The sequence below is a fragment of the Enterococcus sp. DIV0167 genome, assembly GCF_050541555.1.
Classification (GTDB): Bacteria; Bacillota; Bacilli; order Lactobacillales; family Enterococcaceae; genus Enterococcus; species Enterococcus faecalis.
Genome location: NZ_CP172933.1, coordinates 1,889,215 through 1,907,606, shown reverse-complemented (window position 1 = coordinate 1,907,606; position 18,392 = coordinate 1,889,215). Strand labels below are relative to the sequence as shown.

Genomic DNA, 18,392 nt, shown 5'->3' with positions numbered 1-18,392 from the left:
CGTTTTTTTTAATCCTCGGCTGTTTCCGTGGAATAATAACTATGATCTTCTAAGTTCAAAGCATTAAGAATCATTGAGGCAGTTTCTTCAATTGAAAGAGAAGCGACATCAATAACGATACAACCCAATTTTTGATAAAGATCATTAGCAAAAGCCAGTTCTCGCCGAATTTTTTCAATATCTGAATAAGAAGTATTTTCAGGTAATCCATATGCGCGCATTCGTTCTTTACGAATCCCGTTTAAAACATTGGGATCATTGGTTAAGCCAACAATTTTTTTAGGGTCCATTTCGAATAATTGTTTCGGTAAATGTGCTTCAGGAATTAGTGGCAAATTAGCAACTTTTAAGTTCTTGTTGGCTAAAAAGAGACTTAGCGGTGTTTTAGAAGTTCGGGAAACGCCAAGAAGTAACACATCCGCTTCTAAAAAGCCTCGTGGGTCCTTGCCATCGTCATATTTGACAGCAAATTCCATTGCTTCAATTCGTTTAAAATAATTTTCATTCAGATGATGTAAGGCACCTGGTTCCCGCATGGGCGCGACACCTGTTAATCGTTCGATTTCCGCAACTGGTGGTGTCAAAATGTCAAAATGGAACAATTGATGCTCATTGAAAAATTGATTTGCAATCGCCACGAGATGATCATTAATAATAGTATGCAGCACCATGGCTTCTGCTTTTTTGGCATCTTCTAACGCTTGCACCAGTTTATCTTCGTCTTTAACGAATGTTCGTCTAATCAAAGTAAAATCAACAGTGGGGTACTGGGCCATTGAAGCAGCCGCCAATTTTGAAGCGGTCTCGCCAGCAGAATCTGAGATGACAAAAATCGTCACACATTTTTTTTCTTCAGAAATAGTCATAGAGGGTAAGTCCTTTCTTGCATTTTTAATAATTTTATTATACCATAAGTCCAGAATCTATTTCGTAATGATTCTGATTTAGGTTGGTGAGGGAGGAAATGGCGATGGCACCAGTAAAAACCAATATTGAACAAGCCTTAGAAACCATGAAAGCCAGTGGATTAAAATATACTAAAAAACGAGAATTACTGATGAGCTATTTGATTAAGCGAAATCGGTATGTTTCTGCACGTGAAGTGTATGAATTTATGAATGAAACCTTTAAAGGAGTCAGTTATGATACGGTTTATCGTAACTTGCATGACTTTGAGCGCTTAGAATTGCTGGAAAAAACAGAATTAAATGGCGAACAAAAGTTTCGCTTCCGTTGTTGCCAAGAGGTGGAACATCATCATCACTTTATTTGTACGGTTTGTGGCAAAACGGAAGAAATTCACATGTGTCCGATGAATTTTTTTGAAGAACAGTTAAAAGGTTGTTCAATTGAAGGACATCGCTTTGAAATACTTGGTCGTTGTGCCGATTGTTGCGAAAAATAGCGAATAAGACGAAAAATCAAACAAAAATTTCGTATTTTATCAGTAGAGTGGTTGACGGTTATTTATGCTTTAGCTATAATATAACAAGGACAGTATTTTAATTTGTGGGTTTTTCCCACAAATAAGAAAAACGGTTACTTTTTAAGCTCGGAGGGAGGGAATAACATGTCAAAAACAGTCGTTCGTAAAAACGAATCTCTTGATGATGCTCTTCGTCGCTTCAAACGTTCCGTTTCAAAAGCGGGTACTTTACAAGAATCACGTAAACGTGAATTCTACGAAAAACCAAGTGTAAAGCGTAAGAAAAAATCTGAAGCAGCTAGAAAACGTAAAAAATTCTAGTTTTGAATGAATTGGAGTTGGTGGTATGTCATTGCTAACCACATTGAATGACGACATTAAAACAGCGATGAAAGCTAAAGACAAAGAAACTTTAGCCGTACTTCGTATGTTAAAGACTGCCATTCAAAATGATCAGATTAAAGCGGGCCGTGAATTGAACGGAGAAGAAGAACTCACTGTATTGTCTCGTGAGATGAAACAGAGAAAAGATTCTTTATCAGAGTTTGAAAAGGCGGGACGCGACGATCTTGTTGAAAAAGTAAAAGTTGAAATAGCAATTGTTGAAAAATATATGCCTCAACAACTAACGGAGGAAGAAATTCGTCAACTAGTTCAAGAGGTAATGACGCAAACTGGCGCCACTTCACCAAAAGATTTTGGTAAAGTGATGGGCGCTATGATGCCGAAAGTCAAAGGCAAAGCCGATGGCAACCAAGTTAACGCAATTGTGAAAGAATTATTACAAGAAAACTAAGAGCGTTATCGAAACTAGGACAGGATACTGTCCTAGTTTTTTTATGCAAAGAGAAAACCGGTAGCTTTTTACGGTTTTCTCTTTTTTGACTTTCAAAGTCAAATCAGGTACGACTTCTTTTTAAACAGATAAGAATGTGGTATCATTGTAAAGGACTATATAATAAAGGAGATGGACGTTTTTTGACAGATAATCAGTCAAAATCTTTGGAATTAATACTTACTGATTCTGATGATGCACACATGCTTTTAGGAACACATGATAAACATATCAAATTTTTAGAAGAGAATACCCACGTAACGATTAATAGTCGTGGCGAAGTTATTCAGTTAATTGGCGAATCATCAGAGGTAGAGTTAGTCGCTTCCGTGTTAAGAGCGCTACAAACATTAATTCAACGAGGCATCAAAGTGCATACGCCAGATGTCGTTTCTGCTTTTAAAATGGCCAAAGCTGGAAATTTAGAGGCGTTTATTGCCATGTATGAAGAAGAAATTATGAAGGACCATCATGGTCGGGCGATCCGAATTAAGAATGTTGGTCAAAAAAAATATATCGATGCAGTTAAAACTCATGACGTCATTTTCGGGGTGGGACCTGCGGGGACAGGAAAAACCTTTTTGGCCGTGGTGATGGCAGTAGCAGCCTTAAAAAAAGGCGAAGTACAAAAAATTATTTTAACTCGTCCAGCGGTGGAAGCTGGCGAAAGCTTGGGCTTTTTACCAGGTGACTTAAAAGAAAAAGTCGATCCTTATTTACGTCCAGTTTACGATGCCTTGTATCAAATTTTTGGTATGGATCATACAAATCGTTTAATGGAACGCGGCGTTATTGAAATTGCCCCGCTTGCTTATATGCGTGGTCGTACATTGGATGATGCTTTTGTCATTCTAGATGAAGCACAAAATACCACGGTTGCCCAAATGAAAATGTTTTTAACTCGTTTAGGGTTTAGTTCAAAAATGATTGTTAATGGAGATACTAGTCAGATTGACTTGCCACGTGGTGTAACAAGTGGTTTAGTTAACGCCGAGCGTACGTTAAAAGACATTGAAAAAATTGCCTTTGTAAATTTTGAAGCCAGTGACGTTGTGCGTCATCCGGTTGTAGCACAAATTATTCAAGCCTATGAAAAGGAACAACAAAAGCATTCCTAAGCAGTTAGGGAAGGAGTGAAAGTACCTTTTGAAAAAAGTACTTACAAAGTTAGGGGATCGTTTAGGTAAAGCCTATTTACCTATTTTATTAGCCGTTTTTTCTCTTCTTTTATTTATGATTATGTTTGGCAGTGTCCATCAGAAAAGAGTAGAAATTAAAGAAGGTCAACTGGCCGAGAAAACCATTCGTGCAAATAAAAATATCGAGAATACCTACGAAACAGAACAAAGAAAAAAATTGGCAGCAGAAGCTGTCACACCCGAATATATTTATCAAGAAGATACGGCATCTGTCCAACATAATCGTATTGATAAATTATTTAAATTGATTGATTCTGCGAATGAAAAAGTAGACAAAGAGTACAGCAATAAGCAAGCGAAGGCCAAAAAGGAAGAAACGATTCCTGCGCCGACCGTGGAAGAACGAGTAGCTAGCTTAAAGTCATTGTTTGAATCTTTACCGCAAGATGAAGTTACGTTTTATCAAAGTTTTCCTAATGTTTTTTATCAAACAATCTTTACATTAACCTCTGAGCAATTGGATAAGGTTCGTTCAGAAAGTTTGATGTTGGTGGACGACGCAATGCAAAATCACGTTCGAGAATCTGATTTAGATAAAATTCGCCAAGAAGCTAACGGTAAAATTCAATACTTAGATATTACGAGTACCATGCAACAAGTCATTCGTTACATTGTTAACCAAGGGATTGTGGTAAACGATATTGCCAATGAAAAACGAACAGAAGAGCTACGCCAAAAAGCGATGAATGCTGTCCAACCCGCAATGATTTATCAAGGCGAAATTATTGTTCGTGAAGGTACTCAAATTGATGCAAAAGCGGTCGAAAAACTTGAGCTACTAGGAATGACTAGTCAAAATACCTCTATTTTTCCAATGGTGGCATTAGCATTAGCTATTTTACTTCAAGTTGAAGTGTTGATTTTCTTTACAAAACAAGTGACTGAGCCTTCACGACAACGCTCGTTTATTATCTTTTACACGGGTGCTATGCTAATCAGTGTTATTTTAATGAAATTCTTCCAGATTTTCCAAACAGAGCAGTTGATGTATATTCCCTTGTTCTATCCGGCAGCCTTTGCGCCGCTGATTCTAAATCATTTTGTAAATCGTCGTTCAGGGATAATCGCTGCCATTTTCCAAGTCGTTTTTGCGTTATTTATCTTTTATAATTCTATTGGCACAAACTCGTTGACGGTTATTCTGATTATGTACTTATTCTCAGGATTTCTAGCAACAGTTGTTAAACGGAAACGGATGAGTGAGCAAGTTTTCCCAGCTTTAATGTGGGTAGTGGTCTTTCCTGTTTTCATGGCGGTTGTCTTAATGATTTATCAAGGAATGAGTTTAACAGATGGTAAAACGTGGACAGCTTTAATTTGTGCAGGTGCAGGAACGGTACTTTCATTTTTAGCAACAATGGGCTTGCATCCATATATCGAATTATTAGTGACTGATGATAGTATGATTGTCTTGAATGAATTAAGTAATCCGAACCATCCGTTGTTAAAACAACTGTTAGAAGAAGCGCCAGGTACCTATCATCATAGCATGATGGTGGCTAGTTTGAGCGCTAACGCTGTTGCTGAGATTGGCGGGCGGTCGCTATTAACACGAGTTGCTTGTTATTACCATGACATTGGCAAAATTAAACACGCCAATTTCTTTGTGGAAAACTTACCTGCTGGTGCAGAAAATCCACATAACTTTTTATTACCAGAAGATAGTAAACAAATTATTTTTGGCCACGTAATTGATGGCGCCAAAATTTTAGAAGAGTACAATATGCCGCAAATGGTGATTGACATTTGTCGTCAACATCATGGCACAACATTGATGAAATTTTTCTATGTGAAAGCAAAAGAACGCAATCCTGAAATTAAAGAATCAGACTTCCGTTATCCTGGACCACGTCCGCAAACACGAGAAGCAGGGATTGTGAGTATTGCTGATACTTGTGAGGCTGCTGTGCGGGCGATGGATCATCCCACCAACGAAAAAATTCAAGCCTTTGTGCATAATGTGATTCAAGATAGAATTTCAGATGGCCAATTAGATGAATGCGGGTTAACGATGAAAGAGATTCGCATCATTGAAAAATCATTAATTAATGGATTATGCAGTACCTTCCATTCACGGATTAAGTATCCAAAAATGAAAGCTGAAGCAGAAGAAATGAAAGATGAACAAGAAAAGAGAGATGACTAATGGATATTACTTTCATTGATGAAACCGAGAAAGTACCAACAGAAGAAATCAAAGAAATCGAAAACTTGCTGCAATTTGCAGCGGGTTTTCTAGAAATTGCCGAAGATACGGAGATGTCGGTGACTTTTACAGATAACGCAGGTATCCAAGTGATTAATCGTGACTATCGGGGCAAAGATATGCCTACAGATGTCATCAGTTTTGCTTTAGAGGATGAAGGGGAAGACGAATTGCCAATTATTTTTGATGATGAAGAGTTGGCAGAGCTACCACGGAATCTAGGTGATTTAATTATTTCAACAGAGCGAGCAGCAGAACAAGCAGTTGAATATGGGCACACATTGGAGCGAGAAATGGGCTTTTTGGCAGTACATGGCTTTTTACATTTGAATGGGTACGATCATATGGAACCTGAAGATGAAAAAGAAATGTTTGGTTTACAGAAAGAGATTTTAGATGCGTATGGCCTTAAAAGATGAGCAAACAGGAAAAAATAAACATTTTATTAATTCATTAGAATTTGCCTGGCAAGGAATCAAAACAGTTTTTCGAGAAGAACGTAATATGCGCAAACATGTGGCGTTTGGTGTCACTGCCATTGTGTTTGGTTTCTTGTTTTCCTTAACACTTGCTGAATGGCTGTGGTTGTTATTGGCCGTTTTTCTCGTCTGGTTGGCAGAAATTATCAACACAATTTTTGAAAATGTCGTAGATATGTTTACGGATTTTCACTTTCATCCAATCGGAAAAAAAGTTAAAGACATGGCCGCAGGAGCTGTTTTATTAACAGCCGGTTTCGCAGTGCTAGTAGGACTAATTCTATTTGTACCAAAAATTTTACAAATCATTCAAATGTGGAAATAAGAGGAGTAATACAATGACAACTGAACATAAATCTGGTTTCGTAGCCATTGTCGGCAGACCAAATGTTGGAAAATCAACATTGTTAAATCGAATTGTCGGCCAAAAAATTGCAATTATGAGTGACAAAGCACAAACAACTCGTAATAAGATTCAAGGAATTTATACAATTCCTGAAGCACAAATTGTTTTTATCGATACTCCAGGGATTCATAAACCTAAACACCGCTTAGGCGATTTCATGGTGGAAAGTGCCTACAATGCGATGCGTGAAGTAGATGCTACTTTATTTATGGTAAGTGCTGATCAAAAACGCGGGAAAGGTGACGACTTTATTATTGAACGATTGAAAAATAATAATAGTCCAGTCTACTTGATTATTAATAAAATTGACAAAGTCCATCCAGATGATTTATTGAGTATTATTGAAGACTATTCGAAACAAATGGACTTTAAAGAAATTATTCCCATTTCTGCCACTGAAGGAAATAATTTTGAGCATTTGATGGATGTTCTCGTTGAGCAAATGCCAGAAGGACCACAATATTTCCCTGATGACCAAATTACGGATCATCCAGAATATTTTATCGTTTCCGAATTAATTCGTGAAAAAGTGTTACTTTTAACAAGAGATGAGATTCCTCATTCTGTCGCTGTCGTTGTGGACTCAATGAAACGGGATGAAAACGATAAAGTCCATGTCCAAGCAACCATTATTGTGGAACGGGACAGTCAAAAAGGTATCATTATTGGCAAAGGCGGAAAAATGCTGAAACAAATTGGTACCAAGGCGCGTCAAGATATTGAATATTTATTAGATGACAAAGTGTATTTGGAGCTTTGGGTAAAAGTCCAAAAAGACTGGCGTGACAAAAAAATCTATTTACAAGATTTTGGTTATCGCAAAGAAGAATATTAAGAAAGTAGTGTTTGGGAAGCGAGTGTATAAACGAACTTTCCAAACACTACACTAATTTACATAAGAAATGGAAGTGAATTGAATGGCATTAGGGGAGACCAAAGGCATTATTTTATTTACGAAGGATTTTAAAGAGAAGGATAAACTCGTCAAAATTTTTACAGAATCCTATGGAAAATTGATGTTTTTTGTGAAAGGCGCGCATCGAAAAAATAATCCTCTTTTGCCAGCGATTCTGCCATTTACAGAAGCCGTCTACATCGGAAACTTTAGAGAAGAAGGCTTATCTTTTCTCAATAGCAGCAAAGGAGTTCAACCTTTTCGAAACATTCAACAAGATATATTTATTAACGCATATGGAACATATATTTTAAACTTAGTCGATGCAGCAATTGAAGATCAGCACTATGATCCGAACTTATTTCAATTTACCCACATGGCATTATCCGCTTTAAATGAGCAAAAAGATCCGGAAATCATTACAAATATTTTTGAAATTCAATTGTTAGAACGGTTTGGTGTACGACCAGAATGGCATCATTGTGTGGCTTGTGGCGAAACACAAGGGAAATTTGATTATTCCTCAAAATATAGCGGTGTGCTTTGTGAAAAACATTGGCATTTAGATGAACAGCGCTACCATGCAGATCCTAGAGCAATTCATTTTATTCGCTTATTTTCGCAAGTCTCCTATGAAAAAGTCCAAAACATTCAAGTAAAAGAAGAAACTAAGAAAAGTATTCGAGAAACGATTGATATGTTATACGATGAATATGTCGGGTTGCACTTAAAAAGCAAAAAATTTATTGATCAAATGAAAACGTGGGAAAATACGTTAAAAATTCCACCACGAAAGAAGGAAGAAAAAGAAACATAAACAAGCAGACGTTTTTCTAAAAAAAATTTGACAACTTCCCTCAGACACCGTATTATGATAGAGAAGTTAAATACGTACGAAGAAAAAGAGAAGTAAAAAGAACCCTCTGTTAAGCGAATCTGGGAGAGTGGGAGCCAGAAACACGGAACTTTTGAAAGGCACTTTGGAGTACGACAAACGAAGCTGCCGATGAACACATCGGAAGTAGGGTGGAACCGCGATAATTATTCGTCCCTATGTCTATTAATAGGCATGGGGACTTTTTGCTGTGAATCACTACGATTGGCGCAAATGCGACAGAGTAGATGATGAACAGTACAAGGTGACCAAAGGGAACGTTGTCTCCTCTATGTTAAAACAAACTGCTTAGCCAAAAACATGGAGTAGATGATGAACAGCACAAGGTGACCAAAGGGAACGTTGTCTCCTCTGTGTTAAAACAAACTGCTTAGCCAAAAACATGGAGTAGATGTGGAACGTTATAACAGCATAAAAATTATCTCATTCTACAAAATTGTTTCTCTGTAGCCCTTTTTAAATTTACATTCCCGAAGCAAAGCCAATCCCTATGTCTATAAAAAATATTCCAAGGAGGAAAACAATGAAAAACAAGTTAACCGTACAAGAAATGATTTTAACCTTGCAAAAATTTTGGTCATCTAATGGCTGTATGTTAATGCAAGCCTATGATACAGAAAAGGGAGCCGGCACCATGAGTCCTTACACGTTTTTACGTGCCATTGGACCTGAACCATGGAATGCTGCCTACGTAGAACCTTCTCGTCGTCCAGCTGATGGACGCTATGGCGAAAATCCAAACCGTCTATACCAACATCATCAATTCCAAGTTGTAATGAAGCCTTCTCCTGAAAATATCCAAGAACTTTATCTAGAAAGTTTAAAATTATTAGGAATTGATCCATTAGAACATGACATTCGTTTTGTAGAAGATAACTGGGAAAATCCTTCAATGGGCTGTGCTGGTTTAGGTTGGGAAGTTTGGTTAGATGGCATGGAAATTACCCAATTTACGTATTTCCAACAAGTTGGCGGCTTACAATGTCATCCTGTCACTTCTGAAATTACTTACGGGTTAGAACGCTTGGCATCATATATCCAAGAAGTCGAAAGTGTCTATGATTTAGAATGGACACAAGGCGTTAAATATGGTGAAATTTTTGTGCAACCTGAATATGAACATTCAAAATATTCCTTTGAAATTAGTAACCAAGAAATGCTTTTAGAAAACTTTGACAAATTTGAAAAAGAAGCTAAACGCTGTATTGAAGAAAGCTTAGTTCATCCAGCCTATGATTATATTTTAAAATGTAGCCATACATTCAATTTATTAGATGCTCGCGGCGCTGTCTCTGTAACGGAACGTGCAGGATATTTAGCCCGCATTCGGAATATGGCTCGTTCCGTAGCGAAAATTTTTGTGGCTGAACGTGAAAAATTAGGGTTCCCATTATTAAATAAAGATCAAAGTGTATCCAAGGAGGCAGAATAACATGGCAAAAGATTTATTATTAGAAATTGGCTTAGAAGAAATGCCCGCACATGTTGTCACACCAAGCCGTATCCAACTTGAAGAAAAAGTAATCAAATTTTTAGATGAACATCATTTAGACTATGAAACAGTGCAATCCTTTGCCACACCTCGCCGTTTAGCCGTGAAAGTAACTGCGATTCCTGAAAAACAAGCGGATGTTGAAGAAGAAGTAAAAGGTCCAGCGAAAAAAATTGCTTTAGATGCTGAAGGAAATTGGTCAAAAGCTGCACAAGGTTTTGTACGCGGCCAAGGAGTTACAACTGAGGACATTGTTTTCAAAGAATTAAATGGTGTCGAATATGTCTATGTGACGAAGTTTACCAAAGGCCAAAGTGCCAAAGAGGTATTAACAAAATTAAATGACGTGATTACAAGTCTAACTTTCCCGGTAACAATGCACTGGTCAAACTATGATTTCGAATATATTCGTCCAATTCATTGGATTGTGGCACTACTTGATGATGAAGTAATTCCTTTCAAAGTGTTAGACGTGACGACAGGGCAAACTTCTCGTGGCCACCGTTTCTTGGGAGACGATGTGACGTTCCAACATGCTAATGAATATGAAACAAAATTAAAAGAACAATTTGTAGTGGTTCAACCGAATGAACGGAAACAAATGATTGTTGATCAAGCGAACGCACTCGCTGCAGAAAAAAATTGGCAGTTAGCTTTAGATGAAGAGTTATTGGAAGAAGTTACGAATTTAGTGGAATATCCAACTGCATTTGTAGGCAGTTTTGATGAAAAATATTTATCTGTTCCAGATGAAGTATTAGTGACTTCTATGAAAGAACACCAACGTTACTTTGAAGTTCGTAACGACCAAGGCTTATTAATGCCGCATTTTATCGCTGTTCGCAATGGGGATAATGTTCACCTTGAAAACGTGATTAAAGGAAATGAAAAAGTGTTAATTGCTCGTTTAGAAGATGCAGAATTCTTTTACAATGAAGATAAAAAATTAACGATTGAAGCATGTGTTGAAAAACTAAAAAATGTGACTTTCCATGAAAAGATTGGCTCAATTTATGAAAAAATGCAACGGGTTGCTTTGATTGCACAAATCATTGGTCGAAAAGTTGGCTTATCTGAGGAGGAATTGGAAGATTTAAAACGTGCCTCTGAAATTTATAAATTTGACTTAGTAACAAATATGGTTGGTGAATTCCCAGAATTACAAGGAATTATGGGAGAAAAATATGCCTTATTACAAGGCGAAAAACCAGCCGTAGCAACGGCGATTCGAGAACATTATCTACCAACTTCCAGTGAAGGTGAATTGCCAGAAACAGCAATCGGGGCTGTTTTGGCCTTAGCCGATAAGCTTGACAGCGTCTTTTCATTCTTCTCAGTTGGTATGATTCCAACAGGTTCTAACGATCCTTATGCACTTCGTCGTCAAACCTATGGCGTTATCCGAATTATTGAAGATAAAGGCTGGACCTTCCCATTAGTCCAATTACAAACAGAAGTTGATGAAGCAGTGAATCAAGATGTTGAGAAATATGGCGTTTTACTAAACGAAGGACAAGCAGAAGTCGTTGAATTTGTGAAAGCTCGCTTACGTCAATTATTAATGACGAAAAATGTTCGCCATGACATTATCGATGCAGTGGTGTCTGCTGAGCAAGCCGATTTATCGAAATTATTTGCTTCAGCAAATATTTTAAAAAGCCGTTTTGAAGATCAAGATTTTAAACCATCAATGGAAGCCTTAACGCGTGTTATTAATTTAGCGAAAAAAGGTCAAGAACTTTTAGGTGATACTGAAGAAGGGATTGATCCAAGTCTGTTTGAAAATAAGGCAGAAAAAGAACTGTATCAAGCGGTTAACGATTTATCTGAAGCATTTGCGACACGCACGATTGCAGAAAACTATGAAGCACTAGTAAATCTACGTCCGTTAATTGATGCGTACTTCAATGAAACGATGGTTATGGTTGAGGATGAAAAAGTCAAACAAAACCGATTAAAACAATTAATGCAAATTGCTAAAATGGCGTTATCAATTGCTAGCTTAGACTTATTAATTGTAAAATAAAAAGCGCTGTTTTTCGACCGCTAAGGAGGAACCGACAGCATGCTAGAAACAACATTTGAACAAATTTTAACACAATTATCAAAGCCAGCTGTTCGTGCGCTAACGAATGAAAAAATCGACAGTGTGGATGAACTCTACGCACGAGGCCGAAAAGCGTTACTTTCGTTGCATGGCTTTGGTCCAAAGTCTATTCGAACTATTGAAGAGATGACTGGGAAAGAATTGAAATAAAAAAAGGATCGCCGTTTAGAGGCGATCCTTTTTTTATTTACGTTTTTGTTTTCCAGCATTGCGACCTTTATTGCCGTTTGCTTTTGGTTGGTTCGCTTTTTGCGTTACTTTGTTTGTTTCTTTTGGTGTCACATCCTTGATAGGAGTAACCACTTGTTTTGGTGGGTTATTTTTCAATTCTTCTTGTACTTGTTTTTTAATTCTTGGACGTAAGAGGATATTTGTGATGGCAGATTGAATACATGTGAAAATACCACCAACTACCCAGTAAAGCGCTACGCCTGCAGGTGAGCTAAAGGACATGAAAACAATCATTAATGGTGAAACAATCAGCATTGATTTCATTGTTTTCTTTTGTTCTTCAGGAATACCAATCATTGAAATATAGCCTTGAGCTAAATAGGCTAAACCAGCTAATGCCACTAAAATCATATTTGGTTGCCCTAAATTCATTCCTAAGAAGCTTGCTGTGGCAATACCTTTTGTATAACGAGCAGCAAAGAACAGAGATGAGAAAATAGGCATTTGAATTAATAAAGGCAAACAACCAATTCCGCCAACCATACTCACATTGTTTTCTTTATAAATCTTTTGTAGTTCTGCTTGTGCGGCCATTTGTTCTTCACGCGTACTTGCTTGTTTCATTTTTGCTTGTGCAACATCCACTTGGGGTTTGATTGCTTGCATTTTTTCCGTTTGGATAAAGCTTTTTTTCGATTGATGTAAGCCTAACGGTAAAATAATGATCCGTACAATAATGGTGATAAAAATAATCGCCCAACCATAGTTCCAATTAAAGTTATCGACAAGATAAGTAATTGCATTACTCATCGGTAAAACAAGGAAGTTATAGACAAAACCTTCACCAGTTGGTTGTCCATCTGCTCCTGTTTTCACACAGCCTGATAAAAACATTACTAAAAATAGTAAGCCAGAGCCGTAAAGCCATCGGTTTAATTTACGCATGTAATTCGGTCCTTTTCTAAAAAATTTTTACATGGTTAACTATACTTGAAACAGCGCTCTTTTTCAATCAAAATCGAAAAGAAGCTCTTACAAAAATCAATAAAAAGCAGGAACTACTTGCTGTTCAAGGCTTCTTCCCAAAGAAATCAATCGTTAGAAAGTAAGTTTATTGAATCACTTTAAATTGTTCCGTTTCTTCTAACAAAGGGTCTTCTTGAATATCAACATACGTTACACGTCCCGCTGGACTGGGGGAATCTTTGATTTTTTTGATAAATGTTTCCATTATGTCTTCGGGTGCAATTGCTGTAATTGAAACGGACCCGTCGTCTTCGTTCCTCACTGAACCAGTGACACCTAATTGATCTGCCACCATTTTGGTCATGTAGCGGAAGCCAACACCTTGGACACGCCCTTGTACATTCATTCTTAGTTTTTCCATGAGAGACACTTCCTTTGCTTTTTTCTTTATGATAGCGATTTTTCTTGGTTCTAGCAAGTATCCAAGCAAGCTAGAAGCATGCTATAATACAAAGGCGAGGTGACTTATGAAAGAAATTACATCAACGAAAAATAACCAATTAAAAGAATGGAAAAAATTACACAAAAAGAAGTACCGAGAAGAACTGAACCAATATATAATAGAAGGATTTCATTTAGTTGAAGAAGCTGTGAACGCCAATGCCGATGTCCAGTGGATTTTGTTTAACCAAAGAGGTCAACAAGAATGGGGAACTTGGTTAGCTGAACAAGAAACAGAAAAATTAATTTTTGTAAGTGATGAGGTTTTAAATAGTTTGTCGGAGCTGCCAACTTCACAAGGAATTTTGGCAATTGTCACCTTGGAAACGCAACAAGAGCAGTCGCTTTCTTTTAAAGGTGGTTGGTTACTTTTAGATAATATCCAAGACCCTGGTAATGTTGGTACGATGATTCGCACAGCTGATGCAGCGGGTTTAGCAGGCGTGATTTTAGGTAAGGGCACAGCAGATATTTACAATACAAAAGTGTTGCGCTCAATGCAGGGAAGCCACTATCATTTACCAGTTCTTCAACGAGAGTTGACTGAAGTGGTTCAGGCATTCAAGAAGCAAGGTCTACCAGTTTTCGGTACAGAACTAAATGAAGCTGCGATTGCTTATTATGAACAAGAGGCAGTGGAAAATTATGCGTTGATTTTAGGCAATGAAGGTAGCGGGGTTTCGCCAGAATTGTTAGCAGAAACCACGAAAAATCTTTATATTCCAATGAAAGGTCAAGCGGAATCATTGAATGTCGCTATCGCAGCAGGCGTGTTAATGTTTTATTTTGAAAATAATCAATAACAGAAACGAGTGTCAAAAAATGCTGACTATCAAAAAGACAACCCAGTTAACAGAAAAAGAATTAGAAACCATTATGGCTATTTGGCTGCAAACGAATCTAGAAGCTCATCCATTTGTCGCACCAACTTATTGGCAAGAAAATAAGGCATTTGTCCGCGCTGCGTTGCCAAAAGCAACACTGATCTTAGCGGAAGAAGAGGGTCAGATAATTGGGTTTTTAGGCTTAATGGATAACTATATCGCAGGAATTTTTATAAAAAAAGCGTTTCAAGGGAAGGGCATCGGTCAGAAATTACTGCAAGTAGCAAAAGAAGAACAGGACATCTTATCTTTGGCTGTTTACAGGGAAAATCAAGCAGCTTACGCCTTTTATCAAAAACAAGGCTTTGTCCAACAAAAGCGAACCATCGATGAAACGGGAAACGAAGAATGTCATCTTGTTTGGCAAGCGCAGTAGGAGCGACATTTCTAGTTTTAAGGCTTGCTATTTTTCTGAAAATATCTTATACTGTTAAAGGTGTGATTTTCACACACGAAATCCACATTCTTTTCCATCTGCGAAGTGGTGCTACTACGGTAGTTCTTCAAGGAGTTGACGAAAAGAAGAGGAAAATAAAAACCAAACTGGAGGAAACACAACATGGCAGTAATTTCTATGAAACAATTACTAGAAGCCGGCGTACACTTTGGTCACCAAACTCGTCGCTGGAACCCAAAAATGAAGAAATATATCTTCACAGAAAGAAACGGTATCTACATCATTGACTTACAAAAAACAGTGAAATTAGTAGATGCAGCTTACGATTACATGAAAAACGTTGCAGAAGAAGGCGGCGTTGCTTTATTCGTAGGAACTAAAAAACAAGCACAAGAAGCAATCAAAGATGAAGCAATCCGCGCTGGTCAATACTATGTAAACCATCGTTGGTTAGGTGGTACGTTAACTAACTGGGATACAATCCAAAAACGTATTGCTCGCTTGAAAAAAATCAATGCAATGGAAGAAGACGGCACTTTCGAAGTTTTACCTAAGAAAGAAGTTGCTGGCTTAAACAAAGAACGTGAACGTTTAGAAAAATTCTTAGGTGGTATCGCTGATATGCCAAGAATTCCAGATGTAATGTACATCGTTGACCCACGTAAAGAACGCATTGCTGTTCAAGAAGCACACAAATTAAACATTCCAATCGTTGCAATGGTTGATACAAACTGTGATCCTGATGAGATCGATGTTGTAATCCCTTCAAATGATGATGCAATCCGCGCCGTGAAATTAATCACTGCTAAAATGGCTGACGCTTTCATCGAAGGTAACCAAGGGGAAGACCAAGCAACTGAAGAGTTATTCGTTGAAGAAACACCAGAAGCAACTTCAATCGAAGAAATCGTTGATGTTGTTGAAGGAAATAACGAATCAGCTGAATAATAATGATTACGGAGCTGTCTCAAAGGCTAGGCGACAAAAAGCCTGATTCTCCTTTGAGATAGCTTTTTTAAAAAGAATTGATAATATCCGAGGAGGACACAAATAATGGCAGACGTTACAGCTAAAATGGTAAAAGAATTACGCGATATGACTGGCGTTGGAATGATGGACGCTAAAAAAGCATTAGTAAAAGTAGAAGGCGACATGGAAAAAGCCGTAGACTTTTTACGTGAAAATGGTATGGCTAAAGCAGCGAAGAAAAATGACCGCATTGCGGCTGAAGGTTTAGCAAACGTAGCAACTGTAGGTAACGTTGCAGCAATCGTTGAAGTAAACTCAGAAACTGACTTCGTTTCTAAAAACGAAATGTTCCAAGATTTAGTTAAAGATATTGCGACTAAAGTTGCTGAAAACAAACCAGCTACGATGGAAGAAGCAATGGCTATTAAAACTGAAAAAGGCACAATCGAATCTGATTTAATCGAAGCAACAACTGTTATCGGTGAAAAAATCAGCTTCCGTCGTTTTGAAGTTGTCGAAAAAGCTGACAATGCTGCATTTGGCGCTTACTTACACATGGGTGGCCGTATTGCTGTATTAACAGTTATCGATGGCACAACTGACGAAGAAGTAGCGAAAGATGTTGCTATGCACATCGCGGCAATCAACCCTCGCTATGTCAACGAATCTCAAATTCCTCAAGAAGAATTAGAACACGAAAAAGCTGTGTTAACTGAACAAGCATTAAACGAAGGTAAACCAGCAAATATCGTTGAAAAAATGGTTGTTGGTCGTCTACAAAAATTCAAAGCAGAAATCGCTTTGGTTGACCAACCATTTGTTAAAGATCCAGATATGACTGTCGAAAAATTTGTTGCTTCTAAAGGCGGCGAAGTGAAATCATTCGTACGTTTTGAAGTTGGCGAAGGTATCGAAAAACGTGAAGATAACTTTGCGGATGAAGTAATGAGCCAAATGAAAAACTAAGAGCATCAAACGCTCGGTTGAAAAGCCGTGAATCATAAGTATCTAAACAGACAGCGATCCCCAAAGGAAGCTGCATAAATTGATTACTGCTTGATTCAAGGCAGTCTTTCAGCCATTTGGGAACGCATAACTTTGATATGCGCTCCCTTTTTTTAGGCAAAACCAGTGGATCGCACTGCTTGGTCTAAAAAATCATTTTGGTGAAAAGTCATCTAAATGAGGAATTGAATGATTTTTAGAGAATCTTGGAGGGAATTATGATGGTTAAACCTAAGTATCAACGTGTCGTATTAAAGTTAAGTGGAGAAGCGCTAGCCGGAGAAGACGGTTTTGGCATTAAACCACCAGTCATTAAAGAAATCGTCCAAGAAATTAAAGAGGTCCATGAATTAGGTATCGAAATGGCCATCGTGGTTGGCGGCGGAAACATCTGGCGTGGACAAATTGGTGCTCAAATGGGCATGGAACGTGCACAAGCTGATTATATGGGCATGTTAGCTACTGTGATGAATGCCTTAGCATTGCAAGATACATTAGAAAATCTTGGTGTGCCTACACGTGTTCAAACATCAATTGAAATGCGTCAAATTGCAGAACCATACATTCGTCGTCGTGCAGAACGTCATTTAGAAAAAGGCCGCGTTGTTATTTTTGCCGGAGGAACAGGAAATCCTTACTTCTCGACAGATACAACGGCTGCGTTACGAGCTGCAGAAGTAGATGCGGACGTCATCTTAATGGCGAAGAACAATGTTGATGGTGTTTATTCTGCGGATCCACGTGTGGATGAAACAGCGACAAAATTTGAAGAACTAACACATTTAGATGTTATTTCTAAAGGGCTGCAAGTAATGGATTCAACAGCAAGCTCATTAAGTATGGATAACGATATTCCTTTAGTTGTCTTTAACCTAAATGAAGCAGGAAATATCCGTCGTGCCATCCTTGGTGAAAATATCGGAACAACTGTAAGGGGGAAATAAAGAATGTCTAAAGAAGTTTTAGCAACAGCCAAAGAAAAAATGACAAAAGCGGAAGAAAGCTTACGCCGTGAATTAGGTCAAATTCGTGCTGGTCGTGCGAACGCAAGTCTATTAGACCGTATTCAAGTAGAATATTATGGTGCACCAACACCAGTTAACCAATTAGCAAGTATCAATATCCCAGAAGCTCGTGTATTAATGATTACACCGTTTGACAAAAATTCTATCGCTGACATTGAAAAAGCTATTCAAATGAGTGATATCGGCATTAGCCCAACCAATGATGGAAATGTCATCCGTTTAGTGATTCCACAATTAACGGAAGAACGTCGGAAAGAATTAGCCAAAGACGTGAAAAAAGAAGCGGAAAACTCAAAAGTTGCTGTCCGTAACGTTCGTCGTGATGCAATGGATGAGTTGAAAAAAGCTCAAAAAAATGGCGACATCACTGAAGATGAATTACGTTCATTTGAAAAAGATGTTCAAAAATTAACAGATGATAGCATCAAAAATATCGATGCGATTACTGCTGAAAAAGAACAAGAACTTTTAGAAGTATAAAACCAATTACTAATAAAAATTATTGAATCCAGAGAAGCAAATGCTCTGGATTTT

At 37.8% G+C, this 18,392-nt stretch carries 21 protein-coding genes; 18 read left to right on the top strand and 3 right to left on the bottom strand.

Annotation, left to right across the window (positions count from 1 at the left end; genetic code table 11):
* Positions 1-8: 8 nt before the first annotated feature.
* Entirely contained in the window at positions 9-866 is an 858-nt protein-coding gene (locus tag IGM09_RS09105) for a pyruvate, water dikinase regulatory protein (RefSeq protein WP_002389973.1), read from the bottom strand.
* Between the two features lie 98 nt (positions 867-964).
* On the opposite strand from IGM09_RS09105, the gene IGM09_RS09100 reads away from it, so the two are divergent.
* The 12 genes from IGM09_RS09100 (at position 965) to IGM09_RS09045 (ending at position 12,090) form a co-directional block, all read left to right on the top strand.
* Entirely contained in the window at positions 965-1,405 is a 441-nt protein-coding gene (locus IGM09_RS09100) for a Fur family transcriptional regulator (RefSeq protein ID WP_002387080.1), read from the top strand.
* Between the two features lie 165 nt (positions 1,406-1,570).
* A complete protein-coding gene (gene rpsU, locus IGM09_RS09095) occupies positions 1,571-1,747 on the top strand; it encodes a 30S ribosomal protein S21 (RefSeq protein WP_002356740.1) in 177 nt (58 codons plus the stop codon).
* A gap of 25 nt (positions 1,748-1,772) precedes the next feature.
* Positions 1,773-2,222: a GatB/YqeY domain-containing protein gene (locus IGM09_RS09090; RefSeq protein ID WP_002356741.1), complete on the top strand. Its 450-nt coding sequence runs from the start codon at positions 1,773-1,775 to the stop codon at positions 2,220-2,222.
* 242 nt (positions 2,223-2,464) lie between these two features.
* On the top strand, positions 2,465-3,379 hold the full coding sequence (locus IGM09_RS09085) for a PhoH family protein (protein ID WP_373409089.1): 915 nt from the start codon (positions 2,465-2,467) through the stop codon (positions 3,377-3,379).
* Positions 3,380-3,407: 28 nt separating this feature from the next.
* The gene (locus tag IGM09_RS09080) at positions 3,408-5,606 is read left to right on the top strand and encodes an HD family phosphohydrolase (RefSeq protein ID WP_002382763.1); all 2,199 of its coding nucleotides are present in this window, start codon (positions 3,408-3,410) and stop codon (positions 5,604-5,606) included.
* Positions 5,606-6,085 carry an rRNA maturation RNase YbeY gene (gene ybeY / locus IGM09_RS09075; RefSeq protein ID WP_002356745.1) on the top strand — a complete coding sequence of 160 codons (480 nt, stop codon included), beginning with the start codon at positions 5,606-5,608 and terminating at the stop codon, positions 6,083-6,085. Before IGM09_RS09080 ends, ybeY begins: the two co-directional genes overlap by 1 nt.
* Complete coding sequence (locus IGM09_RS09070) at positions 6,069-6,470, top strand: diacylglycerol kinase family protein (protein WP_002382764.1); 402 nt, start codon at positions 6,069-6,071, stop codon at positions 6,468-6,470. Before ybeY ends, IGM09_RS09070 begins: the two co-directional genes overlap by 17 nt.
* Positions 6,471-6,483: 13 nt before the next feature.
* On the top strand, positions 6,484-7,386 hold the full coding sequence (gene era, locus IGM09_RS09065; protein WP_002359745.1) for a GTPase Era: 903 nt from the start codon (positions 6,484-6,486) through the stop codon (positions 7,384-7,386).
* Between the two features lie 82 nt (positions 7,387-7,468).
* On the top strand, positions 7,469-8,263 hold the full coding sequence (recO, locus tag IGM09_RS09060; RefSeq protein ID WP_010713216.1) for a DNA repair protein RecO: 795 nt from the start codon (positions 7,469-7,471) through the stop codon (positions 8,261-8,263).
* 601 nt (positions 8,264-8,864) lie between these two features.
* On the top strand, positions 8,865-9,773 hold the full coding sequence (gene glyQ / locus IGM09_RS09055; RefSeq protein ID WP_002379669.1) for a glycine--tRNA ligase subunit alpha: 909 nt from the start codon (positions 8,865-8,867) through the stop codon (positions 9,771-9,773).
* A gap of 1 nt (position 9,774) precedes the next feature.
* Positions 9,775-11,859 carry a glycine--tRNA ligase subunit beta gene (glyS, locus tag IGM09_RS09050; protein ID WP_010823845.1) on the top strand — a complete coding sequence of 695 codons (2,085 nt, stop codon included), beginning with the start codon at positions 9,775-9,777 and terminating at the stop codon, positions 11,857-11,859.
* 39 nt (positions 11,860-11,898) lie between these two features.
* Complete coding sequence (locus tag IGM09_RS09045) at positions 11,899-12,090, top strand: DNA-directed RNA polymerase subunit alpha C-terminal domain-containing protein (RefSeq protein WP_002356753.1); 192 nt, start codon at positions 11,899-11,901, stop codon at positions 12,088-12,090.
* 33 nt (positions 12,091-12,123) lie between these two features.
* Here the strand turns inward: IGM09_RS09045 and yidC are convergent, their stop codons facing one another.
* Together yidC and IGM09_RS09035 are read right to left on the bottom strand one after the other, a co-directional pair.
* Complete coding sequence (gene yidC, locus IGM09_RS09040) at positions 12,124-13,056, bottom strand: membrane protein insertase YidC (protein ID WP_010776001.1); 933 nt, start codon at positions 13,054-13,056, stop codon at positions 12,124-12,126.
* Between the two features lie 166 nt (positions 13,057-13,222).
* Positions 13,223-13,498: an acylphosphatase gene (locus IGM09_RS09035; protein ID WP_010706543.1), complete on the bottom strand. Its 276-nt coding sequence runs from the start codon at positions 13,496-13,498 to the stop codon at positions 13,223-13,225.
* Between the two features lie 106 nt (positions 13,499-13,604).
* Between IGM09_RS09035 and IGM09_RS09030 the strand changes: the two genes are divergently transcribed.
* The 6 genes from IGM09_RS09030 (at position 13,605) to frr (ending at position 18,338) form a co-directional block, all read left to right on the top strand.
* Positions 13,605-14,381, top strand: a complete 777-nt coding sequence (locus IGM09_RS09030; protein ID WP_033625079.1) for a TrmH family RNA methyltransferase — start codon at positions 13,605-13,607, stop codon at positions 14,379-14,381.
* A 19-nt stretch (positions 14,382-14,400) separates the two neighbouring features.
* Positions 14,401-14,838, top strand: coding sequence for a GNAT family N-acetyltransferase (locus IGM09_RS09025; protein ID WP_010712668.1), 438 nt, complete (start codon positions 14,401-14,403; stop codon positions 14,836-14,838).
* A 183-nt stretch (positions 14,839-15,021) separates the two neighbouring features.
* Positions 15,022-15,807 (top strand): 30S ribosomal protein S2, encoded by a 786-nt coding sequence (gene rpsB, locus IGM09_RS09020; protein WP_002356759.1) that lies wholly within the window; start codon positions 15,022-15,024, stop codon positions 15,805-15,807.
* Positions 15,808-15,912: 105 nt separating this feature from the next.
* On the top strand, positions 15,913-16,794 hold the full coding sequence (gene tsf / locus IGM09_RS09015) for a translation elongation factor Ts (RefSeq protein ID WP_002356760.1): 882 nt from the start codon (positions 15,913-15,915) through the stop codon (positions 16,792-16,794).
* Between the two features lie 260 nt (positions 16,795-17,054).
* A complete protein-coding gene (gene pyrH, locus IGM09_RS09010) occupies positions 17,055-17,777 on the top strand; it encodes a UMP kinase (RefSeq protein WP_002356761.1) in 723 nt (240 codons plus the stop codon).
* A gap of 3 nt (positions 17,778-17,780) precedes the next feature.
* Entirely contained in the window at positions 17,781-18,338 is a 558-nt protein-coding gene (gene frr, locus IGM09_RS09005) for a ribosome recycling factor (protein ID WP_002356762.1), read from the top strand.
* The last annotated feature ends 54 nt before the right edge of the window (positions 18,339-18,392 follow it).

Excerpts from the sequence above, each read along its gene's own strand:
- frr (WP_002356762.1), top strand. The coding sequence starts at position 17,781 with ATGTCTAAAGAAGTTTTAGCAACAGCCAAAGAAAAAATGACAAAAGCG.
- IGM09_RS09035 (WP_010706543.1), bottom strand. The coding sequence starts at position 13,498 with ATGGAAAAACTAAGAATGAATGTACAAGGGCGTGTCCAAGGTGTTGGC.
- rpsB (WP_002356759.1), top strand. The coding sequence starts at position 15,022 with ATGGCAGTAATTTCTATGAAACAATTACTAGAAGCCGGCGTACACTTT.
- glyS (WP_010823845.1), top strand. The coding sequence starts at position 9,775 with ATGGCAAAAGATTTATTATTAGAAATTGGCTTAGAAGAAATGCCCGCA.
- IGM09_RS09085 (WP_373409089.1), top strand. The coding sequence starts at position 2,465 with ATGCTTTTAGGAACACATGATAAACATATCAAATTTTTAGAAGAGAAT.
- IGM09_RS09105 (WP_002389973.1), bottom strand. The coding sequence starts at position 866 with ATGACTATTTCTGAAGAAAAAAAATGTGTGACGATTTTTGTCATCTCA.
- glyQ (WP_002379669.1), top strand. The coding sequence starts at position 8,865 with ATGAAAAACAAGTTAACCGTACAAGAAATGATTTTAACCTTGCAAAAA.
- IGM09_RS09070 (WP_002382764.1), top strand. The coding sequence starts at position 6,069 with ATGGCCTTAAAAGATGAGCAAACAGGAAAAAATAAACATTTTATTAAT.
- rpsU (WP_002356740.1), top strand. The coding sequence starts at position 1,571 with ATGTCAAAAACAGTCGTTCGTAAAAACGAATCTCTTGATGATGCTCTT.
- IGM09_RS09045 (WP_002356753.1), top strand. The coding sequence starts at position 11,899 with ATGCTAGAAACAACATTTGAACAAATTTTAACACAATTATCAAAGCCA.
- pyrH (WP_002356761.1), top strand. The coding sequence starts at position 17,055 with ATGGTTAAACCTAAGTATCAACGTGTCGTATTAAAGTTAAGTGGAGAA.
- IGM09_RS09090 (WP_002356741.1), top strand. The coding sequence starts at position 1,773 with ATGTCATTGCTAACCACATTGAATGACGACATTAAAACAGCGATGAAA.
- IGM09_RS09030 (WP_033625079.1), top strand. The coding sequence starts at position 13,605 with ATGAAAGAAATTACATCAACGAAAAATAACCAATTAAAAGAATGGAAA.
- era (WP_002359745.1), top strand. The coding sequence starts at position 6,484 with ATGACAACTGAACATAAATCTGGTTTCGTAGCCATTGTCGGCAGACCA.
- IGM09_RS09100 (WP_002387080.1), top strand. The coding sequence starts at position 965 with ATGGCGATGGCACCAGTAAAAACCAATATTGAACAAGCCTTAGAAACC.
- ybeY (WP_002356745.1), top strand. The coding sequence starts at position 5,606 with ATGGATATTACTTTCATTGATGAAACCGAGAAAGTACCAACAGAAGAA.
- yidC (WP_010776001.1), bottom strand. The coding sequence starts at position 13,056 with ATGCGTAAATTAAACCGATGGCTTTACGGCTCTGGCTTACTATTTTTA.
- recO (WP_010713216.1), top strand. The coding sequence starts at position 7,469 with ATGGCATTAGGGGAGACCAAAGGCATTATTTTATTTACGAAGGATTTT.
- IGM09_RS09025 (WP_010712668.1), top strand. The coding sequence starts at position 14,401 with ATGCTGACTATCAAAAAGACAACCCAGTTAACAGAAAAAGAATTAGAA.
- tsf (WP_002356760.1), top strand. The coding sequence starts at position 15,913 with ATGGCAGACGTTACAGCTAAAATGGTAAAAGAATTACGCGATATGACT.